The organism is Candidatus Enterococcus murrayae (assembly GCF_017315985.1).
GTDB classification, from domain to species: domain Bacteria; phylum Bacillota; class Bacilli; order Lactobacillales; family Enterococcaceae; genus Enterococcus_A; species Enterococcus_A murrayae.
Genome location: NZ_JAFLVR010000007.1, coordinates 68,768 through 89,593, shown reverse-complemented (window position 1 = coordinate 89,593; position 20,826 = coordinate 68,768). Strand labels below are relative to the sequence as shown.

Below are 20,826 nucleotides of genomic sequence, written 5' to 3'. Positions count from 1 at the left end.
GATTAGGACGTCGCCGCGCAATTGAGACTATTCATTTTTATGGATAGTCTTTTTTTGATTGTTAACTTATTATGGGATGATTAGTTCAATTATCACAACGTTTCAAGTCATTGGTGATTTCCTTTATTATCTGAAATATAGATTTATAGGTGCTTACTATAATTGGATGTAGACTGAAAAAATAATAATTATGTTGTTAATCAAAAACTACGAAGCTGCATATGAAAAAAACAAAAAAATTTTCTGTAAAAAAGTAGACGTGCTTTCATTCTAGTGATAAAGTGATAAAGATATTGAGTGTTTTTCAGTTTATTTAAATTGATTATTTTAAAATCAAATATTGAAAGCTTTTCAATTTGATGATAGAGAGGATTGTTTTATTTGCTTTACGTAGCTAGACATGGGGAGACTGAGTGGAATAGGAAAGGGATTATTTCAGGAAGAAGCGACATTGCTTTATCGACGATAGGCTACGAGCAGGCGGACTTGTTATCGAAAGAAGTTGCTGAACTTGATAAATCACCTATAACTAAAATTATCAGCTCACCACTGGAAAGGGCTAGAGAAACAGCAAGAGTTGTGGCTGAAGATAACGAACTACCAATAAGCGTAGATAATCGTTTGATTGAATTAGACTATGGCGAATATGATGGAACGAGTGATGAACAAGAAAGCTATTTAAAGATACGAACACAATTTGCGGTACGTTACCCTAAAGGCGAATCCTTGATGGATGTTTATGCTAGAATTGTGCCACTATTGGAGGAGCTGGAACAAGATGAAGAACACACGTATTTATTAGTTTGCCATAATTCAGTGATACGTGCGATCAAAAATTATTTTGAACCTTTAGAAAATGAGCAGGTGTTTGATTACCGAACACCAAATGCAAAATTGATTGCGTTTAAATGGAATCAAGTAGCTGCTACCATCAAAAGTGCATAAAAAAGGCCGGACGACTTGTCCGGCCTTTTTAAATAGTTGCATGCATCGAATGTATCGTTTGGATAGTATGCTGCCATTTTTCCTGTTCTGCATCTGAAAGCGTGAGTGTAAATCTTCCAGTAATGCCTTGCTGTGAAACTTTGGCAGGAGAACCTGCGTAGCAGCCCTCAACAGAGTGGAAATGACTCACAGGTACGACAAGATGATTATTATTTAAAATGGCCTCAGCGATGCGTGCAGCTTGAATGGCGATACCGTAAGAAGTATACCCCTTGCCTCTAAATGTTACCCAGCCGCCATCGCGTGCAGCCGCATCTAAAGCGGTAAGATTTTCTTCTGATAAAGTTTCGGTGATAGGTACGCCCCCTATGCGAACGCTAGACCATGCAACAAATTGACTCTCACCGTGTTCACCAATTACATATCCATCTATAGCTGAAGGATGAACATTTAAGTTTCGGCTAACAGCATGTTTCATGCGACCAGTATCTAACGATGTTCCTGTTCCAAAAACACGTTCACGTGGTATACCAGTTAATTCTTGCAAATATTGAGTAATCACATCACAAGGATTAGTAATATTCAAAATAATGCCATCAAAACCGGAGGCTTTGATTTTTGGGGCCCATTCTTCAACAATCGTTTTCGTTAAATTTAACTCAGCAAAACGATCGGGATTTCCTTCAAAAATAGAAATATCACCCGCAGAAAAAATAATCACATCCGTATCTTTTAGTTCTGCTAAATCAGCTCCGATTAAGCGGACTTGATGATTCTGTTCCATTTGCCCATCCATAAGATCGTTCAGTTCTGCTTTTAGGATATTTTCATTTGAATCAAAAAGTACTAGTTCATCCACAATATTCTTTGAAATTAAAGTGTATGCTGTTGTGCTTCCTACATGCCCTACACCAATAATCGCTACTTTTCTCACCTGCAACACGCCTCTCTCTAAAATTTCCTATTTTAAAAGAATGCCCTTAACATGAGAAAAAGTCAATAGAATAATTAGCAAATGATTAATTTACTGCTTTCTCTTTTAAAATTTGATAGACGCGCTGACAGTCAGCTGCAGTACCTCTCAACTCATAATCTGCTAAGAAAGGGAAACCGAATGCTTCGCTATACTGCTTTGCTGTTAAGCAATATTGATAGTTGAAATTTTTATTACCGCTGCCTACAACACCTAAACACGTTTTATAATTTTCCTCATATTCTAAGTACTCACGCATGACTTCAGTCAAGATTTCTGTATCACCATTGTCCAGACCGTTACCACCTTCTAAATAAGTAGGAACGAAGGTAAAAAAAGGATCAGCTTCTACTTTAAAAGGGCTATTTTCTGAAATTTCTTTAGCTGTAATCAAAGGATTTTCTGAGTTTAATCTATGCTGCTCCTCTGCATAAGCCTCTAAACGTTTGACAAAGGCTTTCGTGTTTCCAGAAATTGATATATATAAAATATTCATGACTTAAGTCCTCCCAGTTTAATAATCGTTTTTAACAATTCAATCTATCTTTAGAATTATAACACGAAAAGGGAAGGATCGAGAGAATGTAAACGGTTGCAAAAAATCTTGAAATGTGGTATAAATATAGGTGTAAGGGGTGGGTCCCTAAAGTTGTTTAATCGTACAACAGAAATGAACGGAGGTAGTGTTCATTTCAAAGAGAATGCCAAAAAGGCAGAAAGGAAGTAGGGATTTGAAGTCTCCTTACCAAGTAGTTCTAATCTAGCGGGGAAGAGAAATGTAGACAGTAGAACCATTTCTCCACTTAATGGTGAGGCTTAAACGGAATCCGATCATCAAGACGTTTAAGACCTAGAAAAGGGTGTAAATATTCCAGAAATCTGGAATGAAGAAAAAACACTTAGCCATTAGACCTGCTAGATTATTTTTTTTTGCCTAAAAAAGCCAGCTATTAAGCTGGCTTTTTCGATGTTTATTTATTGTAATAACGGATATCACCACTGATTTTATTGATTGCATACTTTGATTTGTCTGAAAAAGTATACGTTTCTCCATCAGTAGGCAGTTTGGTGTTAAACATTTCTTCGTATTCTTTAATTGTTAATTGTTTGCGTCCAGCAAGTAATGCCTGATCAGCTTCGACAGTCAAATACTTTTTATAATCCTCCATTAAGCTCATAGAGAAGAACTCACTGACGGCTCCAGAGCCGTAGCTGAATAAGCCAATGCGATCTCCGGCAGCTAAATTACCATTATCTAATAGGGACATTAATCCAAGGTATAAAGAACCGGTATACAGATTGCCAACTTGTCGGCTATAAACAACAGCTTCATCATAACGAGCTTCCAGACGCTGCTGTTCAGTTTCTGGCATCTCTGGAAAGATTGCGCGCAAAGCCTTGCGTCCCATTTTTGTATAAGGTAGATGGAATGTTAAAGCAGCATAATCAGTACTGTCAGTTTTATTAATTTTTTTATTTTGCTCCCAGATACGGGTGAATGAATCAATGTAGACTTGATTCGACATGTGACCATCGACTAATGGGTAGTCATGGCCAGCGGGACGCCAGAAATCGTAAACATCTTCTGAATAGAAAACACTGTCGTTGTTAAAAGACAATAGATGCGGGTTCTTCGTCACTAGCATAGCGACAGCGCCGCAACCTTGTGTTGGTTCCCCGCCAGTATTCAGACCATATTTTGCGATATCCGCCGTGATTACTAAGACTTTGCGGTCTGGATGTAACGTAACATAGTCATTGGCTTGTTGCAAAGCGGCTGTTCCGCCGTAGCACGCATGTTTTATTTCAAATGAACGAGCAAAAGGTTGAATATCTAACAGTCCATGAATAATTACTGAGGCAGATTTTGAGAAGTCGCTACTCGACTCGGTTCCGACGATTACCATGTCAATTTCCTTTTTGTCTTCATCTGTAAGAATTTTTGCAGCAGCACTTGCTCCTAAAGTAACGATGTCTTGTGTCTCAGGAATAATTGCCATCTGATCTTGTCCAAGACCAATGTGAAATTTGTTGGGGTCAGTCTCACGTGCATTAGCTAAGTCCGTCATATCAAGATAATAACTTGGTACGTGGAAACTGATTTTATCAATCCCTATCTTCATATTGCTCCTCCTATTTCTTATTGGTAAAATGACTTTTCATAGAAAAGATCTCACCACGTATATCCTTCCACTAAATTACTAAAGTAATAAGCAGAGCAGACATCCTTTTCTTCCAAAGGTAAATATATCACAGAAAGGTCATAATTAGTTAAGTTTGAATCTTAAGAAATTATAAAACTATCTGTGCTATACTTACCTCTGATTTTTAATGAAAGCATTGGAGGTGCACTCTTGGAAGAAGTAGTTATTTTAAGCGCTGTACGAACACCAATTGGCAGATATAAAGGCAAGTTAGCAACCGTTTCAGCAGTCGAGCTCGGTGCTATCGCTGTAAAAGAAGCGATCAAACGTGCAGAGCTTGCACCAGATCAAGTTGAACAAGTATTTATGGGAAATGTTTTACAGGCAGGAAATGGTCAAAATGTGGCACGTCAGTCAGCAGTAAAAGCTGGCGTTCCCTTTAATGTACCAGCAACAACTATCAATGAAGTCTGTGGTTCAGGAATGAAATCAATCATCTTTGCCATGCAGCAGATTTTATTAGGTGAGGCTCAGGTCGTTGTTGCAGGTGGAACAGAAAATATGTCTCAAGCACCAAAAGTCACTCATTTTGACTATGCTGCACAAGAATGGCAGGAGCCAAAATCAAGTATGATTTATGATGGCTTGACTGATGCTTTCAGCGGGAAGCATATGGGACTGACGGCAGAAAAAGTCGCTCAAGAATATCAAATTACTCGCGAGATGCAGGATCAATATGCCTATGACTCACAAATGAAAGCAGCAAAAGCTAGCAAAGAAGGAAAGTTTGAATCAGAGATTATACCTGTTGCTTTAAAAGATGGCAGTACTTTATGGGAAGATGAAGGCATTCGTTTTGATTCAACCCTAGAAAAAATCGGATCACTTAAACCAGCCTTTAAAGAAGACGGTGTGGTAACAGCGGCTAATGCTTCACCGCTAAATGATGGGGCAGCGGCGGTGGTTTTGGCAGCGAAATCGTATGCCATTGAAAATGGGTTAGACTATCTGGCTGTTATTAATGGCTATAGCGAAGTTGGGATTGACCCAAGTATTATGGGGATGGCTCCTGTGTCAGCTATTAATAAATTATTAAATAAGGTAAATAGAACAATCGATGAGGTCGATGTTTTTCAGATCAATGAAGCTTTTGCAGCGGCGTCTGTAGCTGTTCAAAAGGAATTGAAGCTGCCAGATGAAAAGGTCAATACTTATGGCGGTGCAATCGCATTGGGACACCCTATTGGCGCCAGCGGAACTCGTATAGTAGCAACGCTTATTTCGGAGCTGTTCCAAGAAGATAAGCAGCGAGGAGTCGCAAGTCTTTGTATCGGAGGCGGATTGGGACTAGCCTTGATGATAACGAAAGCGGAGGATCAAGAGACCGCAAAAAAAAAGTTCTATCAAATGACCCAAGCTGAACGTCTAGCTAAGCTGGTCAAAGAAAAAAAACTGTCAGCTAAAGAAGCGGCTCAATTGCAAACCGAGACTGTATTATCGGAAAAAATTGCGGATAATTTGATTGAAAATCAAATTAGTGAGTGTGCAATTCCTCTTGGCGTGGCACAGAATTTCATTATTAACGGAAAAGAAAAGACTATTCCAATGGTTACAGAAGAGCCTTCAGTAATTGCCGCCGCTAGTAATGCAGCAAAAATTATCGCGAAGTCTGGTGGAATACACACACATGTGATCAATCAAAATATGATAGGTCAAATCGTTTTGAGAAATGTCACAGATTTTGAAGTAGTAAAAAAGGTTCTTATTGAACATGAGCAGGCTCTTTTTACCGCGGCTGAGAAAAGCTATCCTTCGATCTATCAGCGGGGTGGCGGAATGCAGTCACTCGACATTCGTACTTTCGAAGAGGGCTATCTTTCTATCGATTTAGAAGTAGACACTAAAGATGCGATGGGTGCCAATATCTTGAATACGATGTTGGAAGCTGTTGCACAAGAAGTAAAAGAATTAATTCCAGATGCGGATATTTTATTTAGTATCTTAAGTAACTATGCGACACAATCTTTGGTTGAGGCAAGCTGTGAGCTCTCTGTCGAGGAACTCTCGCAAGAACTGGCTGAAAAAATCGTAGCGGCTAGTGATTACAGTAAGATTGATCCTTATCGGGCAGCTACTCATAATAAAGGGATTATGAATGGAATTGATGCGGTTGTTTTAGCGACAGGAAATGACACGCGTGCGGTAGCAGCTGCTTGTCATGCTTATGCTGCTCGAAATGGACGGTATGAAGGTATGACACAGTGGAGCATCCAAGGAGAGAAACTCATTGGAAAGCTGACTTTGCCAATGAAAGTCGGCATTGTTGGAGGCGCAACAAAAGTCTTACCAAAGGCACAGCTAAGCGTGAAGTTATTAGAGGTCTCATCAGCGGCTGAATTGGCTGAAATTATCGTAGCTGTTGGGTTAGCGCAAAATTTTGCTGCAGTTCGTGCTTTAGTGACAGATGGGATTCAAAAAGGTCACATGGCGATGCAAAGTCGGTCATTGGCAATTACAGCAGATGCGACCACTAGTGAAATCCCACAGGTTTCTAGACAATTAAGAAATGCTGAACGGATGAACCTTGCAACAGCCGAAGAAATCATCAAAAAGATTCGACTTGGTTAATAAAAAAGACAAATTACGAGTAAGTAGGGTCGCGGTCGCCGCGGCTCTACTTTTTCTATTTCTTCATAAAAAAAGAAGTGTTATTGTATATTTTTCTATTTATTTCAATAAAAATTTTCAAAATTCGATAATTATTTTTTATAATGAAAAAGACTGATATACCAAGGTCTATTCAGGTGTGTTTTTAATGGTTGATAAACAAACGGGAAGGATATTTCGAAAAACTGTTTGACAGAAGCTTGATAACTTGTTATATTGTGTTCGAAAATAAAATATGATTTGTTAGGTGAGGCTCCTATACAAACATAGGCTACTGCCCAAAAATGTCGAGAGACGCCAATGGGTAGAACAGGAACTGTCGAATACAAGGCTTTTCTTAAGGTAGCTAAGATGTTTGTCTTTACGTTGTATAGTGCCAAAACTCAACGATTAGATCGACTATATGACTTTGTCTCTTTAGGATGAATTTTTGGTAAGGCTTTTCGCTGAGTTTTTGAGCGAAAAGTCTTTTTTTGCGTAACGATCATTGCTATTTTCAAAACATAAAAAAGGGAGGAGTTTATTATGGTAAAACAGTGTTCACCTTAACCAAGTGGAACAGCTCATTGTATTGTGAGGCGTTAACCTTAAGAAATAAGGAGTTGAAGGCAAGTTCTGGAAAGGCATTTTTATTGAAGGCACCGCAAGAAGAGAGAAAGGATATTCATTTGATTATTAAGCAGGAGGCTCATGTAGTAGGAACCTTATTGTTGCATCCGATATCTGCAAAATGTGTGCAGATCAAACAAGTAGCAATAGATTCTCGTTATCAAGGAGCAGGATTAGGTAAGAATTTACTTATTTACGCAGAACAGGTCGCAAGAAATTTTGGTTTTTGTTTTGTATTTCTTACAGGAAGACAGCAGGCCTGGAGATTTTATGAAAAGCTGCACTATCGGTCAATATCAGATGACTATCAGGAAGGTCAATTAATCATGCGTATTTACAAAAAAGATATCCGATCACCACTAGAGAAAATTAAAGAAAGGGAGATGAGAACAAATGGATGACAGTAGTTCAATAATCACGGGTTTATGTCAGAAAAAAAGAAGCAAGAAGATACTATTATCTATTTGTTTTTAACGCCCAATTTTCTTCATAAACCCGTTTAATAAGGGAGAAAGCCATGAATACAATAAAAGATATCATTCTATACCTATTTATTGGAATAGGATTATGGCAGATTTTTTTCGGGAAGAAGGAGAAGAACATGAAGCAAACGAAAGTAACAAAGACAAATTACAGTCTATTTGCTAAACAGACAGCAAACGGTATTTATGAAACCTTTAAAACATCAGCGCTTGGACTATCAACGGAGCAAGTCGCAGAAGCTAAAGAAACATTTGGAGAGAACAAAATACCATATAAAAAATCTACGCCTTTTTTTGTAGAAGCTTTAAAAGCATTTATCACACCATTTACTTTGGTGCTAATAGGATTAGGAATCATTTCTTTTATCACAGAAGGAATCTTGCCCGAGTCAGGAGAAAAAGACTTCTTCGGCAGCGGGATAATATTAGTCATGGTATTCGTCAGCGGTACAATGACATTGGTTCAGTCAGTACGTTCAAACAAAGCGGCTGAAAAATTAAAATCACTCGTAAAGGTAACGGCAACGGTACGCAGAGATAATCAGTATAAGGAAATTCCTATGGAAGAAATTGTTTGTGGAGATGTCGTTAAACTTTCTGCTGGAGATATGATTCCAGCTGATATTCGTTTGATTTCTGCAAAAGATCTATTTATTTCACAGTCAGCCCTGACAGGCGAGAGCTATCCGGTTGAGAAAAGTGCTGACAAATTGAATGGAAAGAAAGAATCTGAGACAAGTTATGATAATTTAGTGTTTATGGGAAGCAATGTAATCAGCGGTAGTGCTGAAGGGGTCGTAGTTGCCGTTGGGGGGAATACCTTGTTTGGTGATGTTGCGAAATCTTTATCTGATACTCCGGTTCAAACAAGCTTTGAATTAGGGATTCGCAAAACATCGTTTTTATTTATCAAATTTATGGCATTGATGGCACCGACTGTTATCGTGATCAACGGATTTACCAAAGGAGATTGGATGGAGGCTTTCCTATTCGGTTTATCTGTCGCTGTGGGATTAACACCGGAAATGCTGCCGATGATCGTTACGACGAATCTCGTCAAGGGTGCTACCGGAATGGCTAAAAATGGCACCATTATAAAAAATCTAAATGCGATCCAAAATTTTGGGGCGATTGACGTATTATGTACCGATAAAACAGGGACATTAACACAAGACAAGATCATTTTGGAATATCATTTGGATTGCGAGGGAGAAGAAGACCATCGAGTGCTGAAACATGCATACCTTAACAGTTATTATCAAACAGGACTGAAAAATCTTATTGATGTGGCTATTATTGAATCAACAGAACAGGAATTAGATACGAGTAATATTCGCTACAAAAAAGTAGATGAAATTCCGTTTGACTTTCAACGTCGCAGAATGAGTGTTGTTGTCGAAGATCATTATGGTAAGACACAAATGATTACCAAGGGTGCGATCGAAGAGATGCTTGAAATTTCCTCCTTCGTTGATTTTAAAGGTGAGGTTACGGAACTAACCAACGAAGTAAGACAACAGGTTTTAAGAAAAGTTCAGGAGCTGAATGAGGATGGTTTGCGTGTGATCGGTGTTGCTCAAAAAACAAATCCAAGTGTGGTCGGTGAATTTTCAATTGCGGACGAATCTGAAATGGTGTTAATTGGTTATCTTGCATTTTTAGATCCGCCAAAAGAAACAACGAAACAGGCGTTGAAAGCGTTGAAGGCGAATGGTGTGGGAGTAAAAGTCTTAACAGGTGATAATGCATTAGTGACGAAATCTGTTTGTAAGCAAGTAGGTCTGGGAGCAGAAGCAATCGTTCATGGAGAAGAATTGATCCATTTAACGGATGAAGAATTAATGACCATCGCAGAGAAGTATAATATTTTTGTGAAATTGAATCCGCAGCAAAAACAAAAAATCACGAGCTTGCTTAGAGAAAATGGGCACACTGTAGGTTTCCTCGGAGATGGGATTAATGATGCTCCGGCGATGAAGGCTGCTGATGTGGGAATATCGGTCGATACAGCAGTTGATATCGCTAAAGAGTCAGCGGATGTGATTCTATTAGAGAAGGATCTGATGATTTTGGAGCAGGGGATTCTTTCTGGAAGAGAGACTTTTGGCAACATTATGAAATACATTAAGGCAACTGCGAGTTCGAATTTTGGCAATATGTTTTCAGTGTTAGTTGCTAGTTCGTTCTTACCATTTTTACCAATGCTGCCATTGCAAATTCTGTTTTTAAATCTGATTTATGATATTTCGTGTATTTCAATTCCGTGGGATCGAATGGATAAAGAATATTTAGAAAAACCAAAAAAATGGACGGCCTCTAGTATTGGCAAATTTATGATTTGGCTAGGTCCAACAAGTTCCGTTTTTGATATTACCACTTATCTGTTGATGTACTTCATCATTTGTCCAGCCGTAGTTGGTGGAGATTATCATTCTTTATCTGCTTCACAGCAAGCCGCCTTTATTGCTATTTTCCACGCTGGTTGGTTTGTTGAGTCGCTTTGGTCACAAACACTGGTTTTGCATGCATTGAGAACACCGCAAATTCCATTTATCCAAAGCAGAGGGTCCTTCATCATGACGGTGATCACAACTCTAGGAATTGTCATCGGAACCCTCTTACCATTTACAAGATTTGGGAAAAACTTAGGGTTAGGAATTTTACCAAATCAATATTGGTTATGGTTGGTTGTTACGATTTTTGCTTATTTATTATTGGTAACGTTAGTGAAGAAAATGTATATTCAACGCTATCAAGAATTGCTGTAAGATAGCAGTAAACGCCCCTGAAAAGTCAGGGGCGTTTGTGCTATTCTTCAGTGTCGGCTCGTAAATAAACCATATCTATTAGCTGAACACCTTGATCAATAATCGGTTCATGGTAATTATCGATGAAGAAATTTTTAATACGATGAGATTCCCGAAAACCGCAGTTTTTATAGAAGTTCAATATACTGGGAACATCACCGGTTCCCACATACATTGTTTGATAGCGCCCTAAAAACTCTTTGAACAGAAACTGGATTAGCGCTTTGCCGTAGCCTTTACCTTGTTGGTCTGGCATAGTCGCAATATTTTTTAATTCACATTCTGTATCATTTAGTTCAGTCACGACGGCTTCACATTTTAGGTCAACGTCGTATAGTACAAACATTCGTCCATTGTCAAGGTAACGATCAATCATGTCTTCTTGCTCATCAGCTAAGAGAAGCAGGTCTAAAAATTCTTTTTTGTTTGAAATGATTTCTTCAAATCGCATTGAATGACTCCTCAATTTTAAATGGAGAATCGGAAAAGCATTTCCTTGATTATCTAGCTCAGATCGGTTCATTACTTGGAAGCCCATGTGTTGATAAAAGCCGAATCCTTGTTCATTTTGTTCGTTTACATCTACATATTTTATATTCAATAGATCAATTGCATACTGAAGCAATTTTTTTCCTATCCCTTGTCCTCGATTCTTGGCATCGACAAAGAGCATCTCAACTTTTTCATTTTCGACGCCAATGAAGCCCACAAGCTGCTGCTCATAATAACCGTAAAGCTGATCAATCATTAATAGCCCTTTTTTTACTTCAGGTTTTAGTGCTTCAATATCTTCTGTCGTTAAAAAGGTATGAGTCGCAGCTACTGAAGATTCCCAAATCGCCAGCAGAGCGTCAAGGTCACGTTTATTTTTTTGATTTATTTGCCTAATCGTCAACATTATATTTTCCTCCAATTTTATCCTACACAGAAATGTTTTTAGCCACAGCAAATAAAGAGCCAACTATTTTGCTCTTAAAGCCAGGCGATGAAACAAATTCTTATGATTACTTCAAACAGTGTTTCATCTATAGCAGTTTCCTTGTTTGAAGTTTAGCAATCGTGCGTATATTGAAGACAAAATTCCACATTGATAACCGTCCTTTTTTAATTAGTTCATTCATTTTAACAAGAGGACATAGGAAATGCAATTTGTCATTAGTTAGCAGCACAAAAAGAAAGACAGGAGCCTTCAAATCAAAAGCTCTTGCCTTCTATTATTTCTTCAAAGTGAAATCCAAATATACAGGATTATGATCGGAGTATTTAAACTGCATATCTTTTACATGGATGTCCTTGACAGTGATATTATCTGAAACAAGAAATCCATCAATCAAGGTCGTATACGTTTGCCCCTTTTTATAGGATTCATTCAATGCGCGTGCCGATGGGACTTTCTCTTCTGCAAGCTTGCCGTTTGGTAAATGGAAGCCAGCTGGCAGCTGCTCTTTGGGAAACGGGTGAGTCCAAGTTTCCCGTTTCTTACTTGTGTCAAAGACTTCAGGACTATTTCCTAGAACATCGTGATTATAATCTCCTGCGACCAGTACATAATTCCCTTTTTTGTATTCACTTTCCATCACATCAAAAATCTTTTTCAGCTGTGCTGCTTGAATCGAGCGGTCTTTGGTGAAAGCTGATAGATGTGTATTGATCGCAATCAGTTCCCGATTTCCTTTAACGGGAATATGGCTGACTGTAAAGGCGCGATCCAAATCAAAGAATTTATTGAAATTCGTTTCAATCGGTAAAGAATAGCGCTTGCTGCTGCTAATCTTTGCTTGGCTCATGGTTACAAGCCCGGATTTTGCTTGGCCGATTGGATCGGTGAAAGGATAGAACAGGTAGGAAGAATCATAATTTTGTCCATAGAGACTATTATAGGCTGGTAAATGTTTCTTCAACCATGCGACTTCATCAACATGCTGTGAACGATCGCCGTCTTGATCCACTTCTTGATAAAAAGCCAAAGTAGGTTCAAGCTCTTTTGTAGTCTGAACAATTCCTTGCATGTTTTCTTTGACTGTTTCTTTATCATACGCTCGGGAATACTTTCCGCCATCCATAAAAAAGCTGTAGCTTGGCGGGTAGGCACCGTAACCAACATTGTGGCTCATTGCACGATAGGTCTTATTTGTTTCAAGTGCTTGGGTATGCTGATTGTCAGGCTTCAGCGTTGTATTGTCTGGCAGCCGATCATAACTGGCGAATAAGTAAATCAAGTAGCCGCCAAGGATAACAATAATGGCTATGATAGCACCTAATAGAATTTTTACTCCTTTTTTCATTGATAGTCCTCCTAAGTAGTAATGAAGAATCGGCTGATAAACGTGCTCTCAGATATTTTGATTCTCATTCCAATGCTCATTCGATAAATTTTGGATAGATTTAAAGGTACGCTCGAAAATAATCATCCAAGGCTATCATAGCAAACTTTTTAATGAAGACAAAGTATCCTCACTTTCGAAAAAAACTTCCTCATGTTACACTGAAAAGGGAATTTCTAACGTTATTAAAAGAGAGGTTTTAAAATGATTCGATTTGCAAAAAAAGAAGATGGAACTGCTGTGGCAAAGCTGATATTGGTTATTTTAAAGGATATGGAGCTGGATTTTTTAAAGGAATTTGGGGAAGAGAAGGCATTGGAAGTAATTGCTGCCTGCTTTGAAGATCCCACGTATCGATTCGGCTATGCTCGTGGTCTCGTTGAAGAGATTGATGGAGAAATTGCTGGAGCGGTTTTCGGCTACCCTGCAGCTAAGGAAGCAATCATTGATTTACCGCTTCAAAAATATTTGCATGCTCAAGGGATAGAAGGAAATATTCAAATGTTTATTGATCCTGAGGCATTTCCCAATGAATGGTATCTGGATTCAATCGCAGTTGATGAACGATTCCGAGGAAAAGGGATTGGTTCAAAATTATTGACCGCAGTCGACCGCCTAGCCACTCACGAAGGTGAAAAAGTCATCGGTTTAAATGTTGATAAAGCAAATCCCAACGCGAAACGATTGTATCTGCGTGATGGGTTTAAAGATGTCGGCGAGATAGTTATCAGTGGGCATCAATATGATCATATGCAGCGAGCGGTGAAGGATTTTGATCGAAGCTGATAGTTAATAAAGAAGGAAATTAGACTAATTGCTTTAAGAGCTGATAAAAGAGCTATGACAAAAAATGTCATAGCTCTTAATTTTGAGAAAAAATAACTTCGAAAACTGTTTCAGACTCTTTATGCTTACTACGATTATAAAGCCAATAATCCATGATCGCTGCTACGCAGATACAGACCGGGGCATCCGCTGGATTTGTGACATCTAAAACATAATAGTCACCCGTAAGTAAAGTGGCTTTATCCATCGTCATGATCGACTGGTTGAAGTGATTGATTTTGTATTTGTGATTATAAATATCTCCATAAACTGCCCAATGGAGCTGTTGGATATAATAAAAATCGCCCGGCCAATGAAAAATTTTGTGAAGCACACCGACTTTTGTGTGGTCACAGTAAATTTCAAATTTACGGCCAAAAATGACGCTGGCTTGTTTGATATAGGCTACGATTTGGCCGTCCATCGCATAGAGGGACAGCACATTTCCTTTACGCCCCCAATGTCCAACCATTAAATACAAAGGAATCCCTTTGTTGTCTTTGACGATCGTTCGTGTCGTGGAGCTTAATTGTTTTTCTTGAATAAAAAATTCGGTCATGTTGATTCACACCTTCTATTTTTTATTATTCAGAAAGGATTCGATCGATTGCTGTTGCTACTCCGTTTTCTTCATTAGTATCCGTTACATTATTAGCAATTTTTTTAATGGCAGGTGCTGCGTTGCCCATCGCAAAGCTTGTACCTGCATAAGTCAACATGCTGACATCGTTAAAGTTATCGCCGAGAGCCATCACTTGATCCGCAGTAAAACCGCGCTCTTCAGCAAATTGTTTTAAAGCGATCCCTTTTTGGGCATTGACATGATTGATTTCAATGTTGGTCAACTCTGAAGCGGCAATCGCCAGGTCGCCCATTTTCTCTAGCTGGCTTGTTACTTCTTTTAGCTGTTCAGGCCCATTTTTGTCGAAAGCAATGATTTTTAATACGTCTTCTTTTTTATCAATCAACGTCTGACGCATATCTTTCACAAAAGTGATGGGAGTTAACGATAGATGGCGGGAAGAGGCCGCAATCGCCATCTTTTTTGAAATACCTGGAACTTTACCTAAAAGATGTTCAGAGAAAAACTCAATCCGCATTGGTTGATTTGAAGAGTAGACATGCTCAGCAGTAAAAATCTCATAATAAAGTCCAGCCTTTTCAAGAGCATCCATGACTTCAAACGTTTTTTCTGTGCCAATGGGGATGGTAAAAATAGTTTCTCGCTCAGCATTTACCACATGAGCGCCGTTTAATAAAATCATCGGTACGTGAATGTTCGCTTCATCTAATGAGATTTTAGCGTGACTCATTCCGCGTCCAGTAGCGGTAATAAATTCAATTCCTTGTGCTTGAGCTTTCTGAATGGCTTCGATATTTGCTGTCGGGACTTGCATTTCGTCGTTCAACAGTGTACCGTCCATATCAGAGGCAATGAGTTTTATCAAAATTATTCACCTAGCTTTCCTATCATACAACGATAGTGTACCATAATCCCAGAGAGGATAACCATGTCGAGATTATTCTTTAAAAAGAATTAGTTGAATAGGTAAGAATACGGAGAAGCTAGTGGATTATCTATTCTCATTTTAAATCATTATGAAATCAGGAGTGAGTGTAAGTGAAAGAAATCATCCATAACGATTGGCAAAATGTTTTAGCAGATCAATTTCAAGCACCCTATTATTTGAAATTGCGAGAATTTTTGAAACAGGAGTACCGTACACAAAAAATTCATCCAGATATGTATCATATTTTTGAAGCATTGGAATTAACGCCTTATGACAAGGTAAAAGTCGTAATCTTAGGACAAGACCCTTATCATGGAGTAAATCAGGCTCATGGGCTTTCTTTTTCTGTACAGCCGGGGGTAAAAATTCCGCCTTCATTACGCAATATCTATCAGGAGATGCAAAGTGATTTAGATGTTTCTCCGGTTCAGCATGGGAATCTTGTGAGCTGGGCAAAGCAAGGCGTATTACTACTTAATACGGTATTAACGGTACGAGAAGGTCAAGCCTATTCACATCGCGGACAGGGATGGGAGCAATTGACTGATGCAGTGATTCAACGATTGAATGAACGGGAAAAACCGATTGTCTTCATTTTATGGGGAAAGCCGGCTCAAGAGAAAATCAAGATGATCGACACGAATAAGCATGCCATTATAAAATCGGTCCATCCATCTCCGTTATCGGCTCATCGCGGGTTCTTCGGATCGAAGCCGTTCTCAAAAACAAATCAGTTATTGATGGAATGGGGCGAAGCACCGATTGATTGGCAGCTTCCTGAAACAGTGTAGTATGACAACGGTTTCTGTTATAGAGACAGTTTGTGAAAATGCTCTTAATTCACATTTACTAGATTTTAATTAGTAGTACAGAGGGTTTATTCTGTCCTTTTCTTTTCATGTGAAGTATTGTATGATAAGTAAGAAATAAATATCTGGAGGGTTTTATCGTGGAACTATTTGATAGTTTAAAATTTAAGATTATTCGCCGCAACATTCAGGTTGCATTCCCCGAAGCAACTGACGCACGTATTTTAGGTGCTGCTTCACGTCTAAAAGCAGAAGAGTTAATTGAACCAATCTTGATTGGTAATATGGCTGAAATTGAAAAAGCTGCGAGCGCTCGTGGAATCGCTTTAAGCAACTTCACGATTATTGATCCTGATCATTTTGATCGTTGGGATGAAATGGTAGAAGCTTTTGTTGAACGCCGTAAAGGAAAAGTCAGCAAGGAAGATGCTGAAAAAATTCTTAAAGATGAAAATTACTTTGGTACAATGTTGACTTATATGGGGATCACAGATGGAATGGTTTCTGGAGCGATTCATTCAACTGGTGATACCGTCCGCCCTGCTTTACAAATCATCAAAACAAAACCAGGTGTCAGCCGTACAAGCGGCGCATTCTTGATGGTTCGCGGACGCGACCAAGAAAAATATCTGTTCTCAGATTGTGCAATCAATGTAAATCCAAATGCACAAGAATTAGCTGAGATTGCTGTAGAATCAGCGAAAACTGCGGAACTATTCGATATCGAGCCAAAGGTTGCAATGATGAGCTTCTCAACTAAGGGTTCTGCTAAAGCACCTGAAGTAGAGAAAGTTGCCGAAGCAACAAAGATTGCACAAGAATTGGCACCTGATTATTTGATCGATGGTGAATTGCAATTCGATGCTGCTTACATTCCAGGTGTCGCACAATTAAAAGCGCCTGATTCAAAAGTAGCAGGACAAGCAACGGTTTTTGTTTTCCCAGAACTACAATCAGGAAACATCGGCTATAAGATTGCACAACGCTTTGGTGGATTTGAAGCAATTGGACCAATCCTGCAAGGACTGAACAAGCCGGTTTCTGATCTTTCACGCGGATGTAATGAAGAAGATGTTTACAAGCTGTCAATCATCACAGCAGCACAATCATTAATGAACTAAGAATATAAGTAAGATTATGAAAGTGTGCGATACTAGTTTTTGTATCGTATACTTTTTTTCTTTTCTCTCAGAGCTTAAATCGTTATACTATGTTGGTATAGAAAAGAGGGGAAGCAGCGTGATAACGTTAGTAGATACAACAGCAACAGAAAAGCTTGGGAAAATGATTGGCAACTCAGCGGAACCTAGTGATAACTTGGTGTTGACGGGAGATCTCGGGGCAGGGAAAACAACTTTGACCAAGGGAATCGCACTAGGCTTAGGGATTGACCAAATGATTAAAAGTCCCACCTATACGATCATTCGTGAATATCAACAAGGGCGCTTGCCGCTTTATCATATGGATGTTTACCGAATCGAATCTGGAGCAGATGATTTAGGATTGGACGATTATTTTGAAGGTGACGGACTCTCAGTGATCGAGTGGGGACAGCAGCTGGGAGAATTTATGCCAGAAGACTATTTAGAACTGGTTCTATCAAAAGATGATCAGGATGAAAATCTGCGGCGAGTAGAATTGATTGCGAGCGGAAAACAAGCTGAGGACTTCAAGGCGCGGATTATGAAAGCGTGGGAAGCAAATGAGTGAAGTTGAGATCACTTTACGAGAAGCAATCCCAGAGGATGCTGAAAAGCTGCTACAGGTTAGTCGGAAAATAGCTGAAGAAACTGATTTTTTGATTATGGATGAAGCTGGTTTAGGATTGAATGAGGAGATGTTAGGTTTGCAATTGGCAGACTTATACGAAAGTGAGAACAATCTTTTGTTATTAGCCTTTATGGATGAGGAAATTGTCGGTATGGCATCGGTCAAGTCTGCGTCGGAATTTACTGTAGCGCATATTGGAGAGCTGGGTATCAGTGTGTTAAAAGAATTTTGGGGAATTGGGTTGGGTACCGCGTTGTTGGATGAGGTGCTCTATTGGAGTGAAAATAGTTCTCCTTTACGTCGAGTGGAATTAACTGTTCAGAAAAGAAATCAACGAGCGATCCATTTGTACCAAAAATTTGGATTTATCATAGAAGCAGTAATGGAGCGAGGAGCGCGCGATGCTCAGGGCGAATTTTTAGATGTTTTGCTGATGAGTAAACTGATTCATTAAAAAAGCGAAGCATAGCGCTTCGCCTACATTGGCAATACTAATTTTTTTAGCGGATCAACACCGAAATGATCTTCTTGATAAAGCAGAATTTTGGCACAGGCTCGACTATCTTCTAAAGCATCGTGATGGTGTTCTAGAGGAATCGCCAGCTCTTCACAAACAGTGTTGAGCCGATGATTCGGCATTTCTGGAAACAGCCGCCGACTAGTTCGGACTGTACAGAGTGATAGATAGGATGGCTGTGCTAAATGATAGTAGTCGAGACAGCCAGCTAAAACTTTTGTATCAAAGCCGGCATTGTGGGCTACAATCAAACGGTTGTCCTGATAGTAATGCTGGATTTCTTGCCAAACGTCAGGGAACTTCGGTGCGTTTTCAACATCTTCCGGATGAATCCCATGGATCTGAATATTTTTCCAGAAAAATTCGGTCTCTGGCTTGATCAACGAATAATATTCGCCGACGATTTGGCTATTTTTTACCATTACGAGTGCTAGCGAACAAGCACTATGAGCTTGATAGTTAGCTGTTTCAAAGTCCATTGCGATAAAATTCAACAGGTTCACCTCTTCGCCATTGTTTTACCATATTTTTTTCTTTTTGTCTGGTATAGCGAACGTTGGAGCTCAAATTCGCTAAGCCTTACTTAATCAGCGGCGAAAATCCTTCAGTAAAAAGCTTTCACCCTTTATAGGTTGATATCTAGCTCTACTGGGCAGTGATCGCTGCCGAAAATCTCTGTATGGATTTTGGCGTCTTGTAATTTTTCTTTTAAGTCATCAGAAACGACGAAGTAATCGATCCGCCACCCAGCATTGTTTTTGCGTGCGTTGAAACGATAGCTCCACCAAGAATAAATGCCTTCTTGGTCTGGATAAAAATGGCGGAAGGTGTCGATATAGCCGTTCTCTAATAAGATACTGAATTTTTCTCGTTCTTGCGGAGTGAATCCAGCATTTTTTTGATTGGTTTTCCAATTTTTTAAATCGATGTTTTCGTGAGCGACGTTTAAGTCGCCACAGAAAATGACGGGTTTCTTTTCTTTCAGTCCATTTAAATAGTTTAAGAAAGCTTCTTCCCAGGTCATGCGGTAGTCTAAACGTTTCAATTCATTCTGAGAGTTGGGTGTGTAGCAGGTAATGACATAATATTCAGGATATTCAAGCGTGATGACACGGCCTTCCTGATCATGCTCCTCCATACCGAGACCATATGTCACGCTTAGCGGCTCGTGTTTAGTAAAAATCGCAGTTCCAGAATAGCCTTTCTTTTCTGCATAGTTCCAATATTCATAGTAGCCGGGCAAGTCCATTTCGATCTGACCGTTTTGTAATTTGGTTTCTTGCAGACAGAAAAAATCAGCATCTAATTCATTAAAAACATCCATAAAATTCTTTTTCATCACGGCGCGCAGACCGTTGACGTTCCAAGAGATTAATTTCACAGTTCATTCCTCCATGTATACATTGATGAATCAATTGTAACGAAAAAAGAAAAGAAAGCAAAGAAGCCAGTCTAAATTTTCGCAGTGTTAAATAGAATAGGTATGAAACAATCAATAGATTAAATAAAAAGGGGTTTTACTTATGAAAATCGGAGTTATCGGTATTGGCGGCATTGCTCAAAAAGCTTACTTGCCCACATATGCAAAAATGCGTAAAGACGCAGACTTCATTTTTGCGACTCGTACAGAAGAAGTACGGAAAAAAATCACAGAGGAATATAATCTTGAGAATACAGTTGCAACAATCGAGGAATTGTTAGCGAAAAACATCGATGCTTGCTTTATTCATGTCGCAACAAAGGCGCATTTTGAGATTGCTGAGAAATGTCTAGAAGCAGGTGTGGCGGTATTTATAGATAAGCCTGTTAGCGAAAGCCTGCAAGAGGTGCAGATACTGCGAGAATTAGCGAATCAGAAAGAGTTATTATTCATGGTGGGCTTTAATCGCCGTTTTGCTCCAATGGTTGATCAGCTGAAGCAGCTGCCGCAAAAACATATCATTCATTTACAGAAGAATGAACCAGCGCATGCGATGAATACTCAATTCGGTGTTTATGATTTATTCATTCATTTAGTAGATACGGGGGTTTACTTGCTGGATGATGAAATCTTGAATGTTCATTCAAAGATTCGTGAAGAAAATGGTCAAATGATCTATGCCCAGATGCAGCTCTCAACTGCAACAGCAGAATGCATCCTATCAATGGATTTGAAAAGCGGAAGCAAGATGGAAAGGTATCAGGTTAGTTCACCAACGCAAACAATGGTCTTGGATCAGTTGACCGATTTAACGATTAAAAAAGGGCAGCTTGAAGAGTCGCAACGATTTGGTGATTGGACAACGACTCTTGAAAAACGCGGGTTTGAGCAATTAGTGATGAACTTTCTAGCAGCATTGAAAGGCGAAGCGGTTGATTTGCGTCAAGAGAATGTGTTATTAAGTCATGAACTGTGTGAGCAAATGCTGCGCGAGCATATTCGGCACCAGCTATAAGGGGGTGG

19 protein-coding genes and 1 riboswitch are annotated in these 20,826 nt (G+C 39.2%); of the genes, 10 read left to right on the top strand and 9 right to left on the bottom strand.

Features of this window, described 5'->3' with window-relative positions; all coding sequences use genetic code 11:
• The first annotated feature begins 381 nt into the window (after positions 1-381).
• The gene (locus tag JZO85_RS03460; protein WP_207107125.1) at positions 382-945 is read left to right on the top strand and encodes a histidine phosphatase family protein; all 564 of its coding nucleotides are present in this window, start codon (positions 382-384) and stop codon (positions 943-945) included.
• A gap of 28 nt (positions 946-973) precedes the next feature.
• Here the strand turns inward: JZO85_RS03460 and JZO85_RS03455 are convergent, their stop codons facing one another.
• The 3 genes from JZO85_RS03455 to JZO85_RS03445 all read right to left on the bottom strand — a co-directional run bounded on the left by JZO85_RS03455 (position 974) and on the right by JZO85_RS03445 (position 4,041).
• Complete coding sequence (locus tag JZO85_RS03455; protein ID WP_207107124.1) at positions 974-1,879, bottom strand: lactate/malate family dehydrogenase; 906 nt, start codon at positions 1,877-1,879, stop codon at positions 974-976.
• A gap of 85 nt (positions 1,880-1,964) precedes the next feature.
• Positions 1,965-2,414, bottom strand: a complete 450-nt coding sequence (gene nrdI / locus JZO85_RS03450) for a class Ib ribonucleoside-diphosphate reductase assembly flavoprotein NrdI (RefSeq protein ID WP_207107123.1) — start codon at positions 2,412-2,414, stop codon at positions 1,965-1,967.
• Between the two features lie 475 nt (positions 2,415-2,889).
• The gene (locus JZO85_RS03445) at positions 2,890-4,041 is read right to left on the bottom strand and encodes a hydroxymethylglutaryl-CoA synthase (protein WP_207107122.1); all 1,152 of its coding nucleotides are present in this window, start codon (positions 4,039-4,041) and stop codon (positions 2,890-2,892) included.
• A 231-nt stretch (positions 4,042-4,272) separates the two neighbouring features.
• Between JZO85_RS03445 and JZO85_RS03440 the strand changes: the two genes are divergently transcribed.
• From JZO85_RS03440 to mgtA, 3 genes are all read left to right on the top strand, one after another.
• Positions 4,273-6,690, top strand: coding sequence for a hydroxymethylglutaryl-CoA reductase, degradative (locus JZO85_RS03440; RefSeq protein ID WP_207107121.1), 2,418 nt, complete (start codon positions 4,273-4,275; stop codon positions 6,688-6,690).
• 271 nt (positions 6,691-6,961) lie between these two features.
• Positions 6,962-7,131, top strand: a riboswitch (M-box (ykoK) riboswitch).
• Positions 7,132-7,295: 164 nt separating this feature from the next.
• Positions 7,296-7,739, top strand: coding sequence for a GNAT family N-acetyltransferase (locus JZO85_RS03435; RefSeq protein ID WP_207107120.1), 444 nt, complete (start codon positions 7,296-7,298; stop codon positions 7,737-7,739).
• A 200-nt stretch (positions 7,740-7,939) separates the two neighbouring features.
• Positions 7,940-10,588: a magnesium-translocating P-type ATPase gene (mgtA, locus tag JZO85_RS03430; RefSeq protein ID WP_207107127.1), complete on the top strand. Its 2,649-nt coding sequence runs from the start codon at positions 7,940-7,942 to the stop codon at positions 10,586-10,588.
• Between the two features lie 40 nt (positions 10,589-10,628).
• Here mgtA and JZO85_RS23485 read toward each other — a convergent pair whose 3' ends face one another.
• Together JZO85_RS23485 and JZO85_RS03420 are read right to left on the bottom strand one after the other, a co-directional pair.
• Complete coding sequence (locus JZO85_RS23485) at positions 10,629-11,525, bottom strand: GNAT family N-acetyltransferase (RefSeq protein ID WP_207107119.1); 897 nt, start codon at positions 11,523-11,525, stop codon at positions 10,629-10,631.
• 316 nt (positions 11,526-11,841) lie between these two features.
• Positions 11,842-12,912 (bottom strand): endonuclease/exonuclease/phosphatase family protein, encoded by a 1,071-nt coding sequence (locus tag JZO85_RS03420; RefSeq protein ID WP_207107118.1) that lies wholly within the window; start codon positions 12,910-12,912, stop codon positions 11,842-11,844.
• 243 nt (positions 12,913-13,155) lie between these two features.
• Between JZO85_RS03420 and JZO85_RS03415 the strand changes: the two genes are divergently transcribed.
• Positions 13,156-13,737, top strand: a complete 582-nt coding sequence (locus JZO85_RS03415) for a GNAT family N-acetyltransferase (RefSeq protein ID WP_207107117.1) — start codon at positions 13,156-13,158, stop codon at positions 13,735-13,737.
• A 76-nt stretch (positions 13,738-13,813) separates the two neighbouring features.
• Here the strand turns inward: JZO85_RS03415 and JZO85_RS03410 are convergent, their stop codons facing one another.
• Both JZO85_RS03410 and JZO85_RS03405 read right to left on the bottom strand, forming a co-directional pair.
• Positions 13,814-14,335 (bottom strand): LURP-one-related/scramblase family protein, encoded by a 522-nt coding sequence (locus JZO85_RS03410; RefSeq protein ID WP_207107116.1) that lies wholly within the window; start codon positions 14,333-14,335, stop codon positions 13,814-13,816.
• Between the two features lie 25 nt (positions 14,336-14,360).
• Positions 14,361-15,224, bottom strand: coding sequence for a Cof-type HAD-IIB family hydrolase (locus JZO85_RS03405; protein ID WP_207107115.1), 864 nt, complete (start codon positions 15,222-15,224; stop codon positions 14,361-14,363).
• A gap of 173 nt (positions 15,225-15,397) precedes the next feature.
• Here JZO85_RS03405 and JZO85_RS03400 point away from each other — a divergent pair, with 173 nt between their 5' ends.
• The 4 genes from JZO85_RS03400 to JZO85_RS03385 all read left to right on the top strand — a co-directional run bounded on the left by JZO85_RS03400 (position 15,398) and on the right by JZO85_RS03385 (position 18,320).
• The gene (locus JZO85_RS03400; RefSeq protein ID WP_207107114.1) at positions 15,398-16,078 is read left to right on the top strand and encodes a uracil-DNA glycosylase; all 681 of its coding nucleotides are present in this window, start codon (positions 15,398-15,400) and stop codon (positions 16,076-16,078) included.
• A gap of 158 nt (positions 16,079-16,236) precedes the next feature.
• Positions 16,237-17,217, top strand: coding sequence for a phosphate acetyltransferase (gene pta, locus JZO85_RS03395; protein ID WP_207107113.1), 981 nt, complete (start codon positions 16,237-16,239; stop codon positions 17,215-17,217).
• Positions 17,218-17,335: 118 nt separating this feature from the next.
• The gene (tsaE, locus tag JZO85_RS03390; protein WP_207107112.1) at positions 17,336-17,806 is read left to right on the top strand and encodes a tRNA (adenosine(37)-N6)-threonylcarbamoyltransferase complex ATPase subunit type 1 TsaE; all 471 of its coding nucleotides are present in this window, start codon (positions 17,336-17,338) and stop codon (positions 17,804-17,806) included.
• Positions 17,799-18,320 (top strand): GNAT family N-acetyltransferase, encoded by a 522-nt coding sequence (locus JZO85_RS03385; RefSeq protein ID WP_207107111.1) that lies wholly within the window; start codon positions 17,799-17,801, stop codon positions 18,318-18,320. Before tsaE ends, JZO85_RS03385 begins: the two co-directional genes overlap by 8 nt.
• A 23-nt stretch (positions 18,321-18,343) precedes the next feature.
• On the opposite strand, the gene JZO85_RS03380 is transcribed toward JZO85_RS03385, so the two are convergent.
• Both JZO85_RS03380 and JZO85_RS03375 read right to left on the bottom strand, forming a co-directional pair.
• Positions 18,344-18,877, bottom strand: a complete 534-nt coding sequence (locus JZO85_RS03380) for a 3'-5' exonuclease (protein WP_207107110.1) — start codon at positions 18,875-18,877, stop codon at positions 18,344-18,346.
• 131 nt (positions 18,878-19,008) lie between these two features.
• Positions 19,009-19,764, bottom strand: coding sequence for an exodeoxyribonuclease III (locus JZO85_RS03375; RefSeq protein ID WP_207107109.1), 756 nt, complete (start codon positions 19,762-19,764; stop codon positions 19,009-19,011).
• A gap of 142 nt (positions 19,765-19,906) precedes the next feature.
• On the opposite strand from JZO85_RS03375, the gene JZO85_RS03370 reads away from it, so the two are divergent.
• Positions 19,907-20,818 (top strand): Gfo/Idh/MocA family protein, encoded by a 912-nt coding sequence (locus JZO85_RS03370; RefSeq protein WP_207107108.1) that lies wholly within the window; start codon positions 19,907-19,909, stop codon positions 20,816-20,818.
• Positions 20,819-20,826: the final 8 nt, after the last annotated feature.